Annotated in this window: 19 protein-coding genes and 7 pseudogenes; 13 read left to right on the top strand and 13 right to left on the bottom strand. The window is 48.6% G+C overall.

Annotated elements, in window-relative coordinates; genetic code table 11:
- The first annotated feature begins 191 nt into the window (after positions 1-191).
- The 8 genes and pseudogenes from METMK1DRAFT_RS00755 to METMK1DRAFT_RS00790 all read left to right on the top strand — a co-directional run bounded on the left by METMK1DRAFT_RS00755 (position 192) and on the right by METMK1DRAFT_RS00790 (position 4,066).
- A complete protein-coding gene (locus tag METMK1DRAFT_RS00755) occupies positions 192-407 on the top strand; it encodes a hypothetical protein (protein WP_009069681.1) in 216 nt (71 codons plus the stop codon).
- A 15-nt stretch (positions 408-422) separates the two neighbouring features.
- Positions 423-656, top strand: a pseudogene (locus tag METMK1DRAFT_RS00760) (TQO small subunit DoxD); the annotation flags it as partial.
- Positions 657-912: 256 nt separating this feature from the next.
- Positions 913-1,230, top strand: a complete 318-nt coding sequence (locus tag METMK1DRAFT_RS18640) for a TQO small subunit DoxA domain-containing protein (protein WP_009069687.1) — start codon at positions 913-915, stop codon at positions 1,228-1,230.
- Between the two features lie 128 nt (positions 1,231-1,358).
- On the top strand, positions 1,359-1,625 hold the full coding sequence (locus METMK1DRAFT_RS00770) for a hypothetical protein (protein ID WP_009069689.1): 267 nt from the start codon (positions 1,359-1,361) through the stop codon (positions 1,623-1,625).
- A gap of 171 nt (positions 1,626-1,796) precedes the next feature.
- Positions 1,797-2,207: pseudogene (locus METMK1DRAFT_RS00775) on the top strand (ISH3 family transposase); the annotation flags it as partial.
- Positions 2,208-2,288: 81 nt separating this feature from the next.
- Positions 2,289-2,696 carry an IS200/IS605 family transposase gene (tnpA, locus tag METMK1DRAFT_RS00780; protein ID WP_009069692.1) on the top strand — a complete coding sequence of 136 codons (408 nt, stop codon included), beginning with the start codon at positions 2,289-2,291 and terminating at the stop codon, positions 2,694-2,696.
- Positions 2,671-2,883, top strand: a pseudogene (locus tag METMK1DRAFT_RS00785) (helix-turn-helix domain-containing protein); the annotation flags it as partial. The gene tnpA and the pseudogene METMK1DRAFT_RS00785, both read left to right, overlap by 26 nt.
- Before the next feature lie 93 nt (positions 2,884-2,976).
- Positions 2,977-4,066: pseudogene (locus METMK1DRAFT_RS00790) on the top strand (transposase).
- 117 nt (positions 4,067-4,183) lie between these two features.
- On the opposite strand, the gene METMK1DRAFT_RS00795 reads toward METMK1DRAFT_RS00790, so the two are convergent.
- The 6 genes and pseudogenes from METMK1DRAFT_RS00795 to METMK1DRAFT_RS15885 form a co-directional block, all read right to left on the bottom strand.
- The gene (locus METMK1DRAFT_RS00795) at positions 4,184-4,825 is read right to left on the bottom strand and encodes an MBL fold metallo-hydrolase (RefSeq protein WP_009069706.1); all 642 of its coding nucleotides are present in this window, start codon (positions 4,823-4,825) and stop codon (positions 4,184-4,186) included.
- Between the two features lie 9 nt (positions 4,826-4,834).
- Positions 4,835-5,236, bottom strand: a complete 402-nt coding sequence (locus METMK1DRAFT_RS00800; protein ID WP_425357376.1) for a GNAT family N-acetyltransferase — start codon at positions 5,234-5,236, stop codon at positions 4,835-4,837.
- A gap of 49 nt (positions 5,237-5,285) precedes the next feature.
- Positions 5,286-6,554, bottom strand: coding sequence for an NAD(P)-dependent malic enzyme (locus METMK1DRAFT_RS00805; RefSeq protein ID WP_009069710.1), 1,269 nt, complete (start codon positions 6,552-6,554; stop codon positions 5,286-5,288).
- A 117-nt stretch (positions 6,555-6,671) separates the two neighbouring features.
- Positions 6,672-7,199, bottom strand: coding sequence for a hypothetical protein (locus METMK1DRAFT_RS00810; RefSeq protein ID WP_009069712.1), 528 nt, complete (start codon positions 7,197-7,199; stop codon positions 6,672-6,674).
- Between the two features lie 58 nt (positions 7,200-7,257).
- Positions 7,258-8,673 carry an AAA family ATPase gene (locus METMK1DRAFT_RS00815; protein ID WP_155812238.1) on the bottom strand — a complete coding sequence of 472 codons (1,416 nt, stop codon included), beginning with the start codon at positions 8,671-8,673 and terminating at the stop codon, positions 7,258-7,260.
- Positions 8,674-9,145: 472 nt separating this feature from the next.
- Positions 9,146-10,039, bottom strand: a pseudogene (locus METMK1DRAFT_RS15885) (transposase).
- A gap of 387 nt (positions 10,040-10,426) precedes the next feature.
- Between METMK1DRAFT_RS15885 and METMK1DRAFT_RS00830 the strand changes: the two are divergent.
- On the top strand, positions 10,427-10,981 hold the full coding sequence (locus METMK1DRAFT_RS00830) for a hypothetical protein (protein WP_009069723.1): 555 nt from the start codon (positions 10,427-10,429) through the stop codon (positions 10,979-10,981).
- A gap of 217 nt (positions 10,982-11,198) precedes the next feature.
- Here METMK1DRAFT_RS00830 and METMK1DRAFT_RS00835 read toward each other — a convergent pair whose 3' ends face one another.
- The 3 genes from METMK1DRAFT_RS00835 to METMK1DRAFT_RS00845 are packed head-to-tail and all read right to left on the bottom strand — an operon-like array spanning position 11,199 to position 13,587.
- On the bottom strand, positions 11,199-12,095 hold the full coding sequence (locus METMK1DRAFT_RS00835) for a hypothetical protein (RefSeq protein WP_009069726.1): 897 nt from the start codon (positions 12,093-12,095) through the stop codon (positions 11,199-11,201).
- Positions 12,077-12,778: a lycopene cyclase domain-containing protein gene (locus METMK1DRAFT_RS00840; RefSeq protein WP_009069728.1), complete on the bottom strand. Its 702-nt coding sequence runs from the start codon at positions 12,776-12,778 to the stop codon at positions 12,077-12,079. The genes METMK1DRAFT_RS00835 and METMK1DRAFT_RS00840 overlap by 19 nt, the downstream gene beginning before the upstream one ends.
- A complete protein-coding gene (locus METMK1DRAFT_RS00845) occupies positions 12,748-13,587 on the bottom strand; it encodes a phytoene/squalene synthase family protein (RefSeq protein WP_009069731.1) in 840 nt (279 codons plus the stop codon). Before METMK1DRAFT_RS00845 ends, METMK1DRAFT_RS00840 begins: the two co-directional genes overlap by 31 nt.
- 122 nt (positions 13,588-13,709) lie before the next feature.
- On the opposite strand from METMK1DRAFT_RS00845, the gene METMK1DRAFT_RS00850 reads away from it, so the two are divergent.
- From METMK1DRAFT_RS00850 to METMK1DRAFT_RS18645, 3 genes are all read left to right on the top strand, one after another.
- Positions 13,710-14,168 (top strand): sterol desaturase family protein, encoded by a 459-nt coding sequence (locus METMK1DRAFT_RS00850; RefSeq protein ID WP_009069732.1) that lies wholly within the window; start codon positions 13,710-13,712, stop codon positions 14,166-14,168.
- The gene (locus METMK1DRAFT_RS00855) at positions 14,165-15,547 is read left to right on the top strand and encodes a phytoene desaturase family protein (RefSeq protein WP_009069734.1); all 1,383 of its coding nucleotides are present in this window, start codon (positions 14,165-14,167) and stop codon (positions 15,545-15,547) included. The genes METMK1DRAFT_RS00850 and METMK1DRAFT_RS00855 overlap by 4 nt, the downstream gene beginning before the upstream one ends.
- 195 nt (positions 15,548-15,742) lie before the next feature.
- A complete protein-coding gene (locus METMK1DRAFT_RS18645) occupies positions 15,743-16,939 on the top strand; it encodes an AAA family ATPase (RefSeq protein WP_009069736.1) in 1,197 nt (398 codons plus the stop codon).
- A 108-nt stretch (positions 16,940-17,047) separates the two neighbouring features.
- Here METMK1DRAFT_RS18645 and METMK1DRAFT_RS17010 read toward each other — a convergent pair.
- The 3 genes and pseudogenes from METMK1DRAFT_RS17010 to METMK1DRAFT_RS19795 all read right to left on the bottom strand — a co-directional run.
- Positions 17,048-17,155, bottom strand: a pseudogene (locus METMK1DRAFT_RS17010) (IS6 family transposase); the annotation flags it as partial.
- A gap of 3 nt (positions 17,156-17,158) precedes the next feature.
- Positions 17,159-17,350, bottom strand: coding sequence for a hypothetical protein (locus METMK1DRAFT_RS00865; RefSeq protein ID WP_009069740.1), 192 nt, complete (start codon positions 17,348-17,350; stop codon positions 17,159-17,161).
- Between the two features lie 97 nt (positions 17,351-17,447).
- Positions 17,448-17,549 (bottom strand): annotated as a pseudogene (locus METMK1DRAFT_RS19795) (IS6 family transposase); the annotation flags it as partial.
- Between the two features lie 149 nt (positions 17,550-17,698).
- On the opposite strand from METMK1DRAFT_RS19795, the gene METMK1DRAFT_RS17020 reads away from it, so the two are divergent.
- Positions 17,699-17,839, top strand: a complete 141-nt coding sequence (locus tag METMK1DRAFT_RS17020) for a hypothetical protein (RefSeq protein ID WP_009069743.1) — start codon at positions 17,699-17,701, stop codon at positions 17,837-17,839.
- 195 nt (positions 17,840-18,034) lie between these two features.
- Here METMK1DRAFT_RS17020 and METMK1DRAFT_RS00870 read toward each other — a convergent pair whose 3' ends face one another.
- Entirely contained in the window at positions 18,035-19,210 is a 1,176-nt protein-coding gene (locus METMK1DRAFT_RS00870) for a mandelate racemase/muconate lactonizing enzyme family protein (protein WP_009069745.1), read from the bottom strand.
- Between the last annotated feature and the right edge of the window lie 171 nt (positions 19,211-19,381).

Here is a 19,381-nt window from a genome sequence, read left to right on the forward strand (position 1 = left end):
CTCGAGGGAGTTTCCCTCGGCGAGGTGGTAACGGGAGTGGCCATGCAACTTGAGCCGCCCCACGGATCGGACCTATCGCTACCCATTATGTCCTCCTTGAGGGGAGTAAAGGCCGTAAAGAAGCTAGTGAGACTGTAACGCTTCTACGTAACTACTGGTTATTTTAATCATCTAAATATCGTTTTGTCAAGTTGTGTTTATGTAGTATCACCGAAGTAGTTTTTATTGATGATCCCCTAACTGATGACGGGCACTGCTCACGAGGTTTGGGGAGTGATAAAGGTGTGGATGGGAGGGTATTGAAGTTTCCCTCGACTAGCCCCAATGAGTTAAGGGTGACCCTGTATGATCCCTTAAGAGGGGTGCCCGTGGTGGAATTAGAAGTAATTAAAAGTAAGGAAAAGTGACGCCACGGGTAAACACTTTCCTCTCTAGCTGCCTTGATTATGTCCCTGGGCTTCGCTCCAGCCTACTGGTTAGGGTCTACCTGTGAAGACGAATGGCAAATAGGCTCTCTACTGACTGCAGGAGCAGTGGTCCTGATGCTGACGGCCTCTGGTAGAGTTATGGGGCTTGACAGCATACTCTACAAGAAGTTAGGTGATAGGGCTCTGTCCAAGAAGGTTCCTATCCTAAACATGATTAAGCTATGGTGAGGAAAATGGACAAAACCGCCCTGATAGCCTTAATATTCACGGTTCTAGTGGCAGGATGGATCTTAGCTACGGGTCAGTGGGCTTACGGGAACGTTGTGGGACCCCTAGTGAACTACTAGAAACTTCCCAAACTTGAGATAACTTACATACAGCAGTTATTAGATTTCACCTAGATTACAGGGCGGTACCTAAGGGAGAATCCCATAACTGCTGTTACATACAGGCGAGTCAACACGGGAACGGAACTCTATTGGCCATGAATGTAACTGACATTGATGGTCCTGATGCCTATCCAGCTACCGCTCCCCTCCTGGAAATATATAACTCCACGTGGCACATCTATCTCAACTCTTCCCAGATATCGAACTTTACTGTGAAGGTAGTCCAGGCCCCTTGGAATGAGAATAAGAGAGACAGCGTCAACTGGTACTCCGGTTTTGTGATCCCCTTAGGTAGCGAGGCTCAATTCCAACTGCTACTACCCTTGAAACTCTCCCCTGGAAACTATACCATAGTACTCTACACGCCCGGCATATCTTTGAAATCTGAGGCCATGGCTACTTTCAGTATATGACTTTTTATTCCATAATAACTTAAGTACGTTGGAGGTTCCTTCAGTTGGGATTTAAACTACTTAAAACTTTAAAACTTTTTAGTTTTCTCGGGAAAAAGTTCTTAAAGTAGTGCTGGAGAATTTATGTTATGAAGAAAATTCAGTTAAGACAGGATGATATTGAGGAGAAGGGTGGGTTAAAATCTGTCACTTTCACCTTATTTAAGGACGATTCGCCGCTCTGGAGAATAAGATTTAAAAGTTTGCACGAAGGTATTGAGAGCCTATTCAATCCACACTTAGCCCAATTTGGTAAGATGTGCTACGAAATGAAAGGAACCGGATTCACTTGTCCTATTTGTAACTCCGAGATAGATGAGCTGGGTCTCTGCAATTGCGGTACAGGATCGGCGTAGATCCCTTGACTTAGAATATTGAGGTCTTGGGATTCTCTTTACGATTCTTTACACCCATGAGCGACCTAGGCGAAGGTATGTAACTGCAGTGTGGTAAGATTAAGGACTGAATCTTTTTCATAGTATTAGAAATATTTTTATACAGCAGTTATGGGAGTCTTAGGGAGGTAATACAGGAGGGACGAGCAGGTCAAGTTCAGGCTCCTCGTGTACAGCAAGGAGAAGGTCAGGAGAAAGAAGAGGACTCTAGTTTACTTCGCTAGGGCGACTAATCTGAACCTACCGAAGGGGGAGGTGTTGGACTTGTACAACAAGGTGAGGGGTCACATAGAGACCTCTTACCGGAACATCAAGGCTTTTCTCCCCTTCACCAGTTCCACCAAGTTCGTCTTCCGCACGTTGATCTTCGTGCTGGCAATCGTACTCTACTCCCTGTACACCGTGTTCAAGGGGGAGGTGAGGAGGGAGGAGTTCAGGTTACTCCTAATACTCTTGTTTTCTGATGATTTATTCTATCTAAAAGATTTTCTACTTAAATCGGTACAACCGCTTATTAATATAGATTTATTTTCAAGGAGGTGATTTTGGGTCTACCGCGTGAGGTGGGGGATGGGTAGCCCCCTTACAGAAACCCTTTATAGTTATTAAAAAATAGATGTAACTATGCGGTACAGATTGGACAGAGGATCGCATTCAATTTACGCTCTTTATTACCACTATGTCCAGGTGGTGAAGTACCGCAGGAAGGTGTTCGATAATGAAGAGATTATAAACTTCCTAAAGGAACAAATTCAAGAAATAAGCGAAACGTTCGAAGTTGAGGTCATAGACATAGGGGTGGATAAAGACCACTTCCACATGTTATTCAAGGCGAAACCGACCTTGAATATACCCGGATACATAAACGCGATCAAGACGATCACGTCTAGGGAAATACAGAGAAAATTTCCTCAAGTAAAGGAAAAACTATGGAAAGGACACTTCTGGTCGCCTTCCTACTTCCTAGCAACAAGTGGACAGGTAACACTGGAGGTATTGAAAAAGTATGTGGAGAGCCAGGGGAAAGAGTGACAAGATTCAGCTATCATTCAAGTACAGGATTTACCCAACCAGGGAGGAAAAACTCCTCAGGGTGATGCAGGTTGAGGCTAAAGTGTACAATGCCCTGTTGGACGCAGTGAATAACGCGAGGAAAGAAGGGAGAAGGATGACACCTAAGGACACCCAAGACATGTTGAAAGACTTGAAAATAGAAGGCAGCAGTTATGGGAATCTTAGGGAGGTAATACGAAGAACTCGGTATTAGCGAGAAGTTTTTAATTTTCGACGTCGTCCCGCTGAAAAGATGAAGATGCCAAACGGAAAAGGAATGATCGGACTCGCTAAGGAGAGGCTGGTCAGGGCGGTCAACCAGGTCCTGGGCATAGTGAGGAGGAACGGGAGGAGCAGGAAGGTTAACCGGTACTTGTCCTGATGGTCCTGACGGAGGCCAGCGTGAGGAACGCGGCCGAGACGTTCGGGTTGGACTACGCAAACCTGCTGGAGGCGTTGGGAGAGCTCGACTATGCGTGGAGGGACTACCTGGAGGTCCTGTCTGGGCTGGTGAAGGGTCAGGTGGCCGTAATCATAGACGACACCGTGGACCACAACGCTCCAGGGGGAGGGACGTCAGCCCCCACGGGAACTACTGGATCTACTGCCACACCCACGGGAGGTTCGAGAGGGGCGTGCAGCTCCTCACTGTCGCCGTAGTGGACCTCTCCACGGGCAGGACGTTCATGGTGGGAGCCTTCCCCTACGCCGTGAGGAAGATGTTGGACTTGGGGATGGTCACCGAGTTCAAGACCAAGATCGAGATGGCCAGATGTTGGACGTGCTCAAGGGGTACTTCCGCGTGTCCAGGGTCGTCTTCGACTCGTGGTACTGGTCCGAGAAGCTCGTGAGGGACAACGTGGTGTCTGAGCTCAAGTCCAACCGAGCTCAGGGTCGAGTCGGCCCAGGGGACCCTCGAGGAGGTGGAGGGACACCTCCCAGTGGGAGACCTACCCCCCGGACTCTACTACGCCGACCTGACCCTGGGAAACCGAGTGACTACAGTGAAGTTGCTCGTCCAGGAACATAAACGTGACTCCGGGACACACTCCAGGTACCTCTACACCACCGACCTCTCGCTCAGCGAGGAGGAGATCGAGGAGGCCTGGAGGATGAGGTGGGAGATCGAGGAGCTCCACAGGGACGTCAAGGCCTTGGGACTGGAGGACTCCTCATTCTGGAGGAGGGAGAGGCTTCGGGGCTACCTCACGATCTTCACCATCGTGACCAACGTCGTCAGGGAGCTGGTGGAGGAGCTGAACCTTAGGAGCGTGGAGGCGTTCCTCAGGTTCGTTGAACGTCATTTAGGTGGACCGCCGGGGCTGATGAAAATCTTTAAGTTACCTTAAAGTCCCATAACTGCTGTAGAAGGGAAGGAACTAGTTTACTCCAAGGCCCTCCAAATGGTGAACAACCAATTATGGAAGAATCAAGCGAGGCCGTCGACCTTCCCTTCCTAGTCAGGCTCATTTAATCTCGTCCGGCCACCTCGGTTTCCCGCTCGTACCGTGGGACACGTATACGAACTGCGGATTGAGTGAGGCTATTCGCCTCACGCTCTCCAGTAATTGATCCTTATCCTCATATATTACAGGTAGCCTCAGCCCAGAGCCGGTACCCTGAAGGGTGTCCCCCACTATCACTACGTTCTCGTGGGGTAGGTGGAGGGTGACCGAGTCCGACGTGTGTCCAGGTGTATAAATTACGTTCACTCCCTCAATGATTTCTCCCTCCTTCAGCTTTTCAACACTCTGCAGAGGTCTGCCATCATCCTTCATGAAAAGGGAGAGTAGAGAGAACCCAACACGATACAACCTCGAGTGGATTACAGGTTTCCTCCACCTTCCTTCCCTCAGGAACTTCTCTCCATCCTCGTGGATGAGCAGAGGTACCTTGAGTCCCAACTCTGGAGCTCCTCCTATGTGGTCGCCGTGGGAGTGGGTGAAGACTACTGCCCTCAGTCTGTTCAAAACTCCCCTCTGTTCAAGGACTTCCCTCAACTTTTTACCACTCCCTGGGGTCCCTGCGTCCACCAATATAGTCTCGCCCTTATTGTTCTCCACGATGAAGGCCTTCACGAACCTCAACTTAATTTCCGTGACCGGCATGGTACATCCCTACAACTTCTTGACGAACTCGTAATGTATCTCCCTAAATCCCCTCTTCTTATAAAAGGATACTGCGATGACGTTCTTGGCGGGAAATCTGGCGGTAACTGAGTCGACCCCGAGTCCCTTGAGCTCCGACGTCAGGTAGTCCAGTATGGCCTCTCCTACTCCGCTCCTCCTGTAAGCTGGCATCACGTAGATCTCCTCTATTACAGCAACTCTGTTGGGGACGTAGAACTCCCTCTCCAGTATCTTAACCCTAGCAGCCCCTACCAACTTGTCTCCATCCTCAGCTACCACCAGTAGCTCCTTTCCTCCCTTGAGCCCCTCCCTGATAGACTTCTCCACCCTGTCCTCCAGATCCCCTGGGACTTGTAGGAGAGGATCAAACTCAGAGTTCAGGGAATACATCCTTGAGAATGCCTCTACGATAAAGGGAACGTCTTCGTCCTTAGCTCTCCTAACCCTCACGGGCTAACACCTCCACCGACCTCCTCGCCTCCTCTATCCTCTTCCTGGCTACGGTTCTGAACTCTTCCCTCTTCATCTTCACTCTGGCGTATCCCAACTCCACCGCCTTCTCAGCCACCGCCGAGGCGACCTCGTAATAGAAGTCCCATTCGTCCATCCTGGGCACGATGTGATCCCTCCTCAACCCCGACCTCCTGGCGTATTCCGCCAGGGTCTCAGAGGCAGTTATGACCATCCTGTCGTCTATCCTTGAGGCCCTGCTGTCCAACACTCCCCTGAAAACTCCTGGGAACACCAGGGAGTTGTTCACCTGGTTGGGGTAATCGCTCCTGCCAGTGGCTACGACCTGGGCACCAGCGTCCACAGCTTCCTCAGGGTCGATCTCGGGGACGGGATTGGCCAGTGCGAACACTATGGGCCTCCTCATGAGGGAGACCCATTCTTTCCTCACCACTCCGGGTCCAGGAGAGGACGCAGCTATGAGCACGTCCGCACCTCTGAACGCCTCCTCTACAGTCCTCGCATTCTCTCCGTTGGTCCTTATGGCCACCTCGTACTTCCATCTGTGGTTGAACATCATCCAGTCCAAATCTCTCCTCTCCGCGTGTAGTACCCCCTCCCTGTCTATAACTACCATGTTCCTGGGATCGAAGCCGTAGGAACTCAGGAGTCTTACAGTGGCTATGTTGGCTGCCCCTGCGCCAAAGATAACTATCTTGACGTCGAGGCCCCTCCCCGTGAGGAGGAGGGAGTTTATCAACCCAGCGAGGACGGCTCCGGCAGTGCCCTGCTGGTCGTCGTGCCACACTGGGATGGAGAGGGACTCCTGAAGTTTCTCAAGGACGTAAAAGCACTTGGGGCTCTCTATGTCCTCCAGGTTAACCCCGCCTAGGGACGGTTCCAGGGCCTTCACCACCTTCACTATCTCGTCCTGGTTCCTTGCAGATATGGGCAAGGGTATCGCGTCCACTCCGCCCAGATACTTGAATAGTAGGGCCTTCCCCTCCATTACGGGCATAGCGGCTTCGGGTCCTACGTCTCCCAGTCCCAGTACCCTTGAGCCGTCTGTGACTATACCGACCATGTTCCACCTGCTTGTCAAGAGGAAGCTCTTATCCCTGTCCTTTGAGATCTCCTTGACCACCTCCGCCACACCGGGAGTGTAAATGGTGGAGAAGTCGTCGTAACTCCTTATGGGGACCTTGGGCACTACCTGTATCTTCCCCTGGTACTTAAGGGACAGTTCCACAGATTTCATAATGATAGATGTCAGGAGAGGGTATAAAGAGTTTGACTAAAAAGCAGCAGTTATTAGATTTTGCCTTGATTACAGGGCGATATTTAAGGGAAAGTCCCATAACTGCTGCTTCCTAATTTAGTTGGACAGTTTTTCACATGGTATCACTTTCGGTACTAACGTGTTGGTAAAATAATATAACCAGCGATAGGTGTTAGTTATGATATCCCTATTTCTCTCGATAGATTCCTTGACCTTGCCAACGTCATTAGGGTTAACCACAAATACAGTTACGTATCTCACATTATTAGCACTTAAATACAAAGACCTCCTCACTAGAGTGTTTATAAATGCTATGCAAAAATTCATCTTGTTTAGTAACGTGTGAAGATCCCTGCCCTGCATTGCTGTTAGTTCAATGATTTTAATTATAAGTTCGCCTTTTGCATCTCTCACTATTTCGATAGCATCGCAGTGCTCACGTGAATTAATGCCAATCTCCTCTAAGTTACCAGTGTAAAATTTTCTTAAATCCTCATCTTCTACTCTATTTAGTCCCCTAAAAACCTCTTCCATGTCTATAAAAAGTAACACATTATCGTCTTTTATGAAAAAGTTACAGCAATTTTCCTCAAGTACTCCCTTCTCGACCAGTAAACTTACCATAATCTCTCACCTTTGTTCGAACGCCTCTAATAGGATTTCTTAACTCAAGTAAACTACGTCACTTTTGCCCGAACAGTCTCTTCGAATGAAGTGATGAAAACCACCTAAACTCCTTTTCCAATACGTCCTTAGTACCGGGCAAACCCCTCACGACATAGTCGATACTCACATCCTTAACCTCTCCCTCGGTAAAGTGATATACTTTAAGATATACTTTATCCTTAACTTTTTCATTAGCCTTTTCTACAGCTTCTGCTAACGCCTCGTAATCCTTCACTTTCAAGTCCTCAAACAAGTCCTTTAACTCCTCCTTAGTGGGCTTTAACATACTCAGGTGGGCGATAGTGGAAACTATAGTCTGGCTGTGAGTAGAAATCACGATACGGTTAATTGAGGATAAAGCGTAAAGAACCATACCCATTAGTAGTTGTAATTCCTCGTGTAGTTGTGTTTCAGGTTCTTCAAACAATATCAGACTGCCCACCTCTACCGAGAGCAAGAAACTTACGATCTCTAGTATTGAAGCTGAAACGTACTCCCACGGTATTTTCTTATTTTCCTCAGTGTAAACTAAGTTCCCGCCAACATTTGCTATCTGTCCTTTCAATAGCGGTTTTATTAAGTTGAATACTTTCTCGTTGTATGTAGTTAAGCCCTCGAAGTAATCCGTCAGATAATTAGGTCTTGTAATTTTAAACGGGGGGTTTATTGCCATTACAAATCCTCTAAATATAACTTCTTCCAACCGCGAAAAGGGGGAAGGCGATGCCGACGTGAGAGAGTTCAAAATTTCTTGTAATATAAACTTCTGAAGCACTAGGAAAGACCTACCGTAAGGAATGTAAACAACGCCATTGATTCCATTTTTGCTTAGAGACTCGTTAAACCCTATACAGTACTGGGAGTTTACTGGCTGTTCTGCAATATTCAACATAACGGTGGAAATAGATGAAAGAGTTTCGTTATCCTTTAAGCAGGTTTCACTTACATCAGAGACATCAACCTTAACTTCTCCTTTATCACCGTTGACGCTGATTTTGTAAATTGTGTTACTAAGGGAAAACCTTAGATGTTTTATATCCTCGTCACTACACGTTTTCGGAAAATACATTGGAGGTAACGTTGATGGTCTGTACTCGTCTTCATAACTCAGTTTTTGAGTAAGTATGAAATCCAAAACGTTTATAGGTTCTAGTTTAAACTCCCCTTCTGGTAATGAATCACTTATGAAACTCTTGTAGTTTTCCTTCGTTCCCTCTCTGTCGATAGTGAAGCGTAGGAGAAACAAATTATCCTTTACCTCAAAGCTGTCCTGCTTTAGCTTAATGAGATTACCTGGACAGTAAAGGGAATAAAATAACGCTTTCATAGCAGTGCTTTTGCCGGTGTTAGGCTTTCCAACGAAAAGCGTGATGTCACCTAACTCGATTTCACCGTGCTTTATGGGACCTAGATTAGATAAATGTAACTTCACAATAATACAAGATCCGTGAAGGATTATAAACCTGGCTATTACTGACTCATAAATTTTTGTCAATGTAGCCGTGATGGGGCATTAAGGAGATAACTAGTGTCAAAAATTTAATAACTTCAGATATTAAGAACTACGCCTTAGAAATGGATAACAAGTGCAGAAGGCACATAATACTAAAAGTATTAGAAAGTGCTATAAAGAAGATTTTTAATCCTTTTCAAGAAGAGGTTAGATCTATAAGTGTTCTATTACAAAAAATCAGTTATCGCTAAAGATAGATTCTCTACAAATACTAAGCTAGATCCAGACAAGTCAAATTCCAATTCACTATTTTGATTTTAGTGCATTGATAAAATTAAGTTAGGGCGATTCAGGACTCCATTGCGAATTGTAATATCTCTTGTTGATTTGGACTTATTCGATGGAGGAATTACTGAATATATTTGATCATTTCACGAAGAAATAAGGGTTCTTATAATATTATTACAAGAATGAGATAACAGGGCGAGAGGTTGTAGTTGAGGGCTATGGCCCGGGCGATCCGGTCCTCCAGGGGGAGTGGCACTTCCCGAACTCTCCAGGAGGGAGTTGAAGGACTGGTCGTGTTGTTGGACCTGAGGAGGGGCCTCCCTGGGGGCGAGGAGGTAGGAGAGCCCCGGGTGGGGACGGCGAGGGAGAGGAGTCAAGCGCGTCCCTCACCCTCCTGCTTCGTTTGAGGTGGACCAGGCAGGTCTGCCTCGCGACCTGGATCCAGGAGCGGGAGATGGCCTCCTCCACGGCCTTCACCCGTCAGCTACAACGACGGTGAGGTTATATCTCCATAGCCTCACCGGGAGGTCCCAGTAGCTCACGACGTCCTCCTCCCTGGTCAGGACCACGTCCAGCACGGCCCTCACACCGTCCTCCGTGAGTCCCAACGCGATCGGGAGCACCCCCTTCCTTCCTCCCCTCAACTTCACGTACTTCCCGTCCACGATCACGTACTTGAAGTCCCCCCCACCTCCAGCTCCTGGGTTTAGAGCTTGGCGTTCCCAACACGGGCAGGAGGAGGGCCCTGAGCACCAGCCTCTCCTCCCTGAGCGACTCCTCCACTCCAGTCCTCACCCTCTCCCCTGTACAGCACGGGCAACCTCACCGTGACCCACTCCAGCCCGTACACTACCCCCGGAGGGAGACCTTGAACCCCTTCAAGAACCTGTACCTGGCGTAACCCCTCCTCCTCACCTCCTTCCCCCTGGCGTACCTGGAGGAGGTCCTCCTCTCCTCCTCCAGGGCCCTCCTCTCGATCTCATTCATTTAATGGCGAGTCTTCCCCAACTACCTCAAGGACGAGCGTGGTCACCACGTGATTGGATAAACATCTCATGGTATGACCTAGCGCTCGTCCCCCTTTCGTGTACTGATGTAGGATCAATTAAGTCACTTTCATTCTATAGAAACAAATAGAAATCGCAATGGAGACCTGAATCGCCCTATTCGGTCTCATCCCAATAATAGTGTACATAATGAGAAGAAATTTGAAAATTTTAACCTTATTGTGATTTGTATATCTCTTCAATTTTTATTAGAGATCACGCGTACCATTATTTTAATTTAATCAATAACTTCAAATATTAAGTCGATCAATGAGTTTGTCACTTGAGAAAATTTAACAGCGACACAAAGCGAACCTATTGAAAACCGTTACGGACAGTGAGGAAGCTGTAGCGTAAGATTGGGATGAACTTTTAAACAGGTAAGTGTGTATCGGCGTATGCTAGGCTTGATATTTGCGATCCTTATAGTGGTCATAGACGTAGTCATCTCCCTTTGGAACAGCTACAACTCGGGCCAAATCTACGCCACAAACAAGGCTCTGGGCTCGATATTTTATACATTGGGAGGATTCTTCCCCATGAGCTATATGGTCACTCTACTGATCACGTTCATAGCCGGTTACCTGGGCTACATTTCCCTGTCTACCTTTCAATTTCTTTTCTCCTTCAGCTTCCTCTTCTTCGGCCTCACCATAGTGATCTGGGGAGTCATAGCCACAGTAACTACAGGGATGGCAGCCTTGAAGACCAGGGACTGGAAGGCCGGTCTTCTTACCGTGTTCAACGCCGTAGTTACCGTCCTGGATGCGTGGGAATACATCTCTGGATTCTACTCCGCTTGGAAAGAGGTCAGGAGATCCATAGACAGCAGTGACTTTTCAGTCCTGGACGTGTTGGCTATCTTAGCTTTGGCCGTGGGCATAGGATTCGTGGTGACTTACGTGGCCTTCAGGGAGGGCCTGAGGAACTCCAGAGTAGCCTACAGGTACTGAACTTATTTAAAGGCTAGAGGATGAGGTTTCGTGATCCCAACGTGTATCACAGTGAGCCTATGGGAAAGTCACGCATTTGTTTACAGCAGTTGTGGGATTTTCCCTTAAATATCGTCCTGTAACCAAGGGAAAATCTAGTAACTGCTTTGCTCAGATGGGGGCTTGAACCTGCACGGCATGTATAATGAGGATTGATCGTGATTGTTAAATTCTTACTTCACGTCTCACTTCTCGTCTCCGTTAAGAGATAGTTAAGATAGATCTCGTTGACGAAATTCCTCAAGAACCTCATCCTTCCAAATCCCAAGCTACCGCCCTTCATCTCCTCCAGCGAGTAGCGGATAATCTCCTTATCGTCTCTGAACCTCATGGAGAGCAGAACGTCCTCATAGCCATTTATGAAGGTCTCATCCAGGGTATTCTGGGTTATAACCCTCCTGGAGAGGACCATGAAACTCCCTGCATTCCACAGCGAGTCCGCAACCTTCCCTGCGAACCTTTTCATGGGCCCCATCATGGAGTCCACCGCCACCATGAAACGGACGTGGAACTTATCCTTGAACCTCGGGACCAGTTCACCGTAGACCTCTGCAGGGGCCAAGCTGAGGAGCTTCCCCACGATCCTCATCCCCTTGAGGAAGGTCATTGATGGCTTAACGAGGGAGACCCTGTAAGTGTGATAGGATGAGGGGGATGCCATGATCAGGGATCTGGTAGAGGTGCTGAGCTCTTGCAGGAGGACTTGAGTAGGATCTGCCCTCAATAAGTCGTCATTACTCACCACGACCCACCTGGGGGAAAGCTCCACGGCCCTCCTCAATCCAGCGTTAACGCTCCTGGCGTAATTGAAGAACTGTCCCCTGCTCTCCACTAACACCACGTGTAGCCCCTTGTAGAGCGATGCCGCTCTCTTGGCGAAACTTCCTTCGGAGTCTGCCGTGGGGATGACTACCACCACTTCACTGTCCCCCTCAACCTCCCTGATCTTGATCTGGGCGGTGGGCCTGTTTCTCATCCACCTTATGAGGGATTCCAGGTCTGCTCTCTCATAAACGGAGAGGAGATCTGAGGCAACTCCGCTGGAGAAGAGCCTCTCTATGTCCTGGCAATCCACGTGGCTCCGGCCCTCCTGTACACTAGTGTGTAGAAGTTCATCATGGAAAGTGAGTACAGGGCGTCCTCTGGGGGTATGGTCAGGATCCTCATTCCCAGTATGGAGTGAGGCCCGTAAACCACAACAGGGATCGAGGTGAGGAAGTAGTCGAAGACCAGGAAGGGAATGAAACTGAGACCGATGAAGATCCAATAGTTACTGGAGGAGAGCATGTCCCTGTCCAGGACTTCTGCCAAAAGGAAGGACGAGGCCAGGTAAAGGAGTACCACTGATGTGTAAGAGTACTGATAAAAGAGAAAGGCCGAGATAACGAGGATTACGGAGAGGACGTAGAACACCTTGGAGTTCAACCATTTGACTTCAGAGTCCTTCCTCACCTGATTCAGGAAGTCGTATATGAGCAGTGTAGCGAAGGGAGTGACGAAGAAGAACAGTACCTCCTCCAAGGGTAAGTCCAACACGTAAACGTCGAGGATCCACGCCCTGTTGAACCCCCAGGAGTCCATCGCCGTAGCGACGAAGTCCCAGGAGATGTAGAGCGGGGAAACGAGGAGTAGGGAGACCAGGAGAGCCCTGTAGTTCCTCCTTACTCTAAAGGCGAGGGAAATGATCAGTGTGGGGAGGAACATCAGGGAATCTATCTCAACGTAAGCTAGATGCGGTAAGAATATAGGAGGGACCAAACGCTCACCTTCAAGGCATTGTACACTCCAGTCATTATCACCCTCTCTCTCCTGGGCTTAACTTTCTTCCTGAGCACAACACAGGGGGACTCATATATCAATTTCCCGGTCCACTTATACATGTCTGCTGCGGTCTTTATAGGTATAAGGTACCTTAAAGGGATAAACTTGTATCCCCTCTCTGCCTCCTCTTGGTAGGAGAAGTATCTCCCGAGGTTGAACCTTATGAACTCCTGGAACCCCTCGTTACACGTGTCAAGGGAATCGAGACCGAACCTGTCCATATCCTGCACCGGGAGATATTGCCTGCCCATCGTCCTGTCCTCGCTGACGTCCCTTATGAAGTTCAGGTATTGCATAGCCCTCCCCAGCGCCTTCGCGTAGGGTTCAGCCTGTTCAGGCAGGCCGAGGATCTTCATCATCATGAGCCCAACAACCTCCGCTGAGCCGTACATGTAGGAGAGCGTCTCCTCCAGGGTAAAGTATATCCTCTTGTGTAGGTCACTCTCCATGGAGTCCAGAAAGGCCTCTACCCACTCCTCCCTGAAGCCCTTCCTTTGACTCAGTTCCACGAAGTTCCTGAGCACCGGGTCTCCAGTGTCCCGACCCCTGAGCTGAAGGTAGTACTTTCTCCTCATATCCCTGAACTCTTCCCCCCTCTGTGGGGTTGAGTCCACCAGGTCGTCGAACACTCTCACGAAGGCGTAGAGCTTGGTCACGTCTGCCCTAACCCTCTGCGGGAAGAGGAGAGTACTGTTATAGTAAGTCACGCTACTTCGTCGAAAGATCTCCTGTAGTACGTTCTTCATTAACAGGGTTAGAGTTTGAGCAGATAAGATGTTATGTAAACTGTATTTTAAGATCCCTTTTTATATGGTAGTGAAGCTACAGTTAATAGAAGTTTTATAACCAGCAGGAGGACGTGAGTTACATGATCTCGCTAATGTTAGCCCTAGTCGCGTTGATAACCTTCGTGGGAATGGAGTTCGTGGCTAGAGGTATGCACAAGTTCGTTATGCACGGAGTGCTTTGGAGAGTTCACGAGGACCATCACGCAGAGAAACAGAGGGAGCTGGAGAAGAACGACCTCTTCGGGCTACTCTTCGCAGGAGTCTCAGTGTACCTGATACTGAACGGGATACTCTACGGTAACGCCATGGCCTTGTCCGTAGCCGTAGGGATGACGGCATATGGGCTGGCGTACTTCGTGGTCCACGACATGATAATCCACGACAGACATATACACCTCAGGTCCTGGGGAATGAGGCACGATCCGTTCAGGAGGTTAATAGAAGTTCACGACGTTCATCACAAGGAGGGAGAAGGTAACTGGGGTTTCCTGTTCGTGATCAGGGGACTCGACAAGGTGCCCGAGAGGCAGGCTAGATGAAGATAACCATAATAGGCTCAGGGATAGGAGGACTATCCCTCGCCCTTTACCTCTCCAACAGAGGGATAGAGGTAACTGTTCTCGAGAAATTACCCGAGCCTGGAGGGAGGGCCAGAACCCTGAGGTTGGGAGAATACACCTTCGACATGGGCCCCTCCTGGTACCTCATGCCTGAGGTCTTCCAGGAGTTTTACAAGAGGGTTGGAGAGAGTCCTCCAGAGTTGATGGAAGTAGACCCTATGTTCACATTATACTCGGGGGAGCTGGGCTCAAGGGGAGAGGGGAGGGACTTCCGTCATGGGGAGCTGAACCAGCTGAAGGAGTACCTGGACGACGTGGGGGAGATCTATCGACTCTCCTTGGAGAAGTTCCTCTTCAGGGAGCTCAAGGTTCTCGACCTCATGGATCCGGCCATCCTGAGGAACCTGAACAGGTTCCCGCTCCTCTCCACTCTGGATCAGTTCAACAGGAAGTACTTCAGGGACGACTTCACTCTCAAGGCACTGGGCTTCTCCTCCGTGTTCCTAGGAGGTACGCCCTTCAACACTCCAGCCCTCTACTCCATGGTGAACTATGCCATCTACGGAGGGGGAGTGTACTACCCCAAAGGAGGTTTCGGCCAAATGGTGGAGAGTCTACATCGAGCATGCTTGAAACGTGGCGTTGAGTTCCACTTCAACACTGAGGTTGACGGGATTGATGTCAAGGACGGAAAGGTCAGGGCAGTGAGGTCTGGAGGGAAGAGGTGGGAAGGGGACGTCTTCGTTTTCAACGCAGACTACAGGTTCGCCGACTCCCTCCTCCCTTACGAATACCAGCTAGGGGAGGGATATTGGAGTAGGAGGAAGTTGGCCCCCTCCGGTTTACTCCTCTACCTGGGAGTTGAGGGGGAAGTGAACCTTGGTCACCACACCATAGTCGTGAAAGGAGACTGGACGAGGCACTTCCGAGCATTAGAGAGAAGTTACCTTCCCGAACTGGACCACACCTCCTACTACGTCAGTTACAGGGGAGCCACAGAGAGGGGGCTGAGGGATCTGGTCGTCCTAGTACCCATGACCCCTGGGGTAGGAGTGGAGCCTAAGGTCTACTATGACGCCCTACTGAGGGACCTCGAGGTCAAGAGTGGTAGTAAGATTCAGGTCAAGGTCAGCAAGTTTTACGGTCCTGGGGATTTCCAACGCGACTACAACGCGTTCAAGGGTACGGCCTTCGGGTTAGCCCACACTCTAGACCAGACAGGTCCCTTCAGGCCTCCCTTGAAGCACAGGAGGATTGAGAATCTGTACTTCGTAGGTCAGTACACGCAACCTGGAATAGGGGTACCCATGGTGACTTTGTCTGCAATGATAGTGGGGGACAAGATCCTGTCCAGCTGAGTTTCGGAGGAAGCTCTCCTGTCATCAACACTTATTTCATGCACACTCACCTGCCCTAGTATTTCTCCCTCTTTCCTTTTTGTGTATAAACTTTAGATTTGTGTATAAACTTTAGAGTCTCTTCTTGTATATTGAAAGAACTTACGTAGTTTAAGATAGCTATTCTTATATTGACTAATACATGTTTGTGAATATATGTTCGATATAGAAAGAAGAGAGTGCGAAGAGCTCAAAAACCTAAAAGGTTGGATGTTAATTTACGGTAGAAGAAAGGTCGGCAAAACCTACCTTGCGAAGAAATGCCTAGATTACGACGATTACTACTTGATTACGAGGACGTTAGGCTTAATTCACGGAGAGGAGGAAATTGGGTTAGATGAAGGGATAAAAAGGATAATATCGTCCCTGAGGCAAGGAAAGAGAATAATCCTAGACGAGTTTCAGAGATTGCCGGAAAAATATTTAGACATTATAGCAACTACACATCCTAAAGGGAAACTGATCCTCTTATCAAGCTCTTACGGAGCAGTAAACAAGGTAATTGACAGGAATAGTCCATTATTAGGCTTAGTTTTACCTTACAGGCTAGGAATAATAAAGTTCAGCGACGCCCTTGGAAGCGTTAAAGACCCTTACAAGGCTCTCCTTTTCAGAGACCCTTGGATTGTAGAACATGCTAGCGACTGGGAAGATATAAAGAGAAATCCGCAGTCCTTCTATTACATTACCAAAGGGCTGATAGGGGAGATTTTCCAAGAAGAGGATAGAAAATTGACCCAAACGTACGAGGCGATCCTTCTAGAATTAGCAGGAGGCATGTGGAACTCCACAATGATCTCTGCCAAATTACAGCAGACAATGCAGGTTAACCAGTCTGAAGTTTCCTCCTATTTGTCTACGCTTTTTAAAATGGGGTTAATTAAGAAGATCAAGGTCCATAAAGGTGGAAGAGGTACCGAGTGGTACTACGATCTAGACTCGCCGATAATGTCTGTAACCTTTTATGCAGAGGCAAAATACAGAGTTTCAGAAGGCATAAGAAGTTCAGTAGATTTAACTTACCCTATTTCGAAGGAGATGCAGTTTTCCGTAGGGGAGATGTTAGCTGAATACTATGATGCAGAATTAGCTTACACACCTCAAGGAGATATTGATGTTGTTCTGCTCAAGAAGGGAAAGCCTTTCATCGCATACGAGGTGAAAAACAAGTTCAGTGAGAGCGAAGCTAGGAGGACAATAGGAAGGATGAAAGATTTCGGAATTCCGAGGGCTGGATTAATAGGTATCTTAGAAGATCCCCCTAAATCTGAAGACAGTATAGGCCCAGATAGGCTAATAGAGATGGCGGATGAAATAAAGAAGAGGAGAAGAGACGAAGTGAATAACGAATAATATGAACGCTTTGTGAGTAACGTGGACAAGTTTACGTACGTCTGCGTTGTCTCTTTCCCGTGCTAGAAAATTTGCCTTAATTTTCACGTTCGAGTGTGTCCAACAATTTTATTCACCTTGTTGTAAGAGGTTGTACAAGGTGAAGAACGCCTTAATCCACCTCAGTACTGAAGCCTTACTAGCATTGCGTGGAAAGTGTTTATCCATACTCGCAAGTGTTTACCCGTGGCGTAACTTTTCCTTACTTTTAATTACTTCTAATTCCGCCACGGGCACCCCTCTTAAGGGATCATACAGGGTCACCCTTAACTCATTGGGGCTAGTCGAGGGAAACACCGCTACCCTCCCATCCACACCTTTATCACTCCCCAAACCTCGTGAGCAGTGCCCGTCATCAGTTAGGGGGATCATCAATAAAAACTACTTGGGTAATACTATATAAACATTACTTAATCAAAACGATATTTAGAAGTGATTAAAAATAACGAGTAGTTACGTAGAAGCGTTACAGTCTAAACTTCAGACTCCTAAACACTTGTTCTACCAAGTTCCTCTCACTGAAAGTCTCGTGCTCATGATTTATACCCAGTGAGGAGAGTATGTTATACCACAGGGCAGTGACGTCCAGACATCTGTTGCTCATACTTACCCTAGTATTAACATCTCGCCGCCCTACTAAAATATTATACAAAACATCAAATTGGACACAGTCTAACGTTTAAAGGCAAAGTTTAAATCTAGTTCCCTTTCGACTATCTTATGAGCTTTGAGGAAGATTACGTCCTTGTTACTAACGCCAACAGCTTTATCACCAACTCGTCGTACTCCCCTTACCTCCTCCACGCCTCGGGGAAAAGCCCTGAACTCGCCATCCCTGTCCCTGGGCTCATAGGCCCGTGATTGGCAGAACACTCTGAACCTCAGCGAACTTCCTAGAGAGGGGCGTAAAGCTTCGTCCCTCCTGGCCTAAGGCAACTTTACGGGACGGCTCACCTGAGCCTGAACCAGAAATGGAACGTGGAGAGAAGTAGCAAGGCCTTGGGATCTCCCTTCAAAAGTCGCCTCATGTTAAAGGAAACTCATAGACGTTATCGGTCACTTCCAGGTTCCCTGAACTACCCAAACCGGTTCCTCCTTTACTTCGAGGGTCTTTGGATCGGCCTCGAGCTCCTCCAAAAGCTTCTCGTTGATGCTGACCCCAATCCCAGCTCTCCCGGTAACCTTGGCGTGACCGTCCTCTACCACGGTCTCATTGAAGATCAAGTCCCTTTTCCATGACGGGAACCAGTCGTAGAAGCTCTCAAGGAGCAAGAGGTTGGGTATCACTGAGGCCAATTGAACTGACACGGCGTTCTGTACCGAACCGAAGGCGTTATGAAACGCCACCTCCACGCCGAACGCCTCAGCCAGTGCGCATACCTTCCTCGCCACGGTCACCCCGCCCACATTGGTGACGTCAGGCTGTATCACGTCCATGAGTCCTTCCCTCAAGTAGAAGAGGGCCTCCTTGAGTGAGATCAACCTCTCCCCCAGGGCTATCCTCACGTTTGTGGACCTCCTGTACTTCCTATACCCCTCCACGTCCTCGTGGTGCACCGGCTCCTCCATGAAAAGTGGGTTGTACTTTCCGAGTCGCCTCGCTATCTCCACCGAGGAATTGGCGTTGAATCTCCCGTGATGTTCTATCATGATCTCTACCTCATCCCCCACTGCCTCCCTCACTGCCTTCACCCTCTCCTCTGCCTCCCTCAATCCCTTTTCATCTATCCAATCGAAGTACCTCCCGAAGGGATCGAACTTCAGTCCTTTATACCCCTTCCTAACCAGTTCCTTGGCCCTCTCCGCGAACTGCTCCGGAGTGATGCAGTCCCTGTACCACCCGTTGGCGTAAACTGGGACGGAGTCCCTGAACTTTCCCCCCAGGAGCAAGTGAAGGGGGGCCCCTAGTTCCTTTCCCACCAAATCCCAAAGGGCGATGTCCACTGCACTTATGGCTGTTGCTGACTCGAAGGACCTTGAGAGGTAGAAATCTTGAAGGTACCAGTCGTGGTAATTTCTCTCCAACCTCTCTACGTCCTTTCCGACAAGCGACTTGGCTACCTGCTCCACAGCACGGAAAACTTGTGACACCCTCAGCGTGGGAACTGCCTCCCCGTAACCCGTCGTCCCGTCACTTGTGACTACCCTGACCAGGATCATGGTGGAGGCCCAGGTTGCCGATCCACCTTCCTTGGAGGTCAGAACTATGGGAGAGATCTCACGAATCTTCATATCTAACATGTGGAGAGCTGGGTAATAAGGACTCTCCTCACCTCGGGACCCAACCGGGACGTCCTCCAAACTCAGTCATATTTATATCTCTTTTGGCAAATCTCATTTTATCTTCTCGGGGGTTCAAAGGGGGCGTAAGACTCCATCCGTAAGGGTGGAGATGGATAGCCC

This window comes from Metallosphaera yellowstonensis MK1 (assembly GCF_000243315.1).
In the GTDB taxonomy this organism is placed as follows: domain Archaea; phylum Thermoproteota; class Thermoprotei_A; order Sulfolobales; family Sulfolobaceae; genus Metallosphaera; species Metallosphaera yellowstonensis.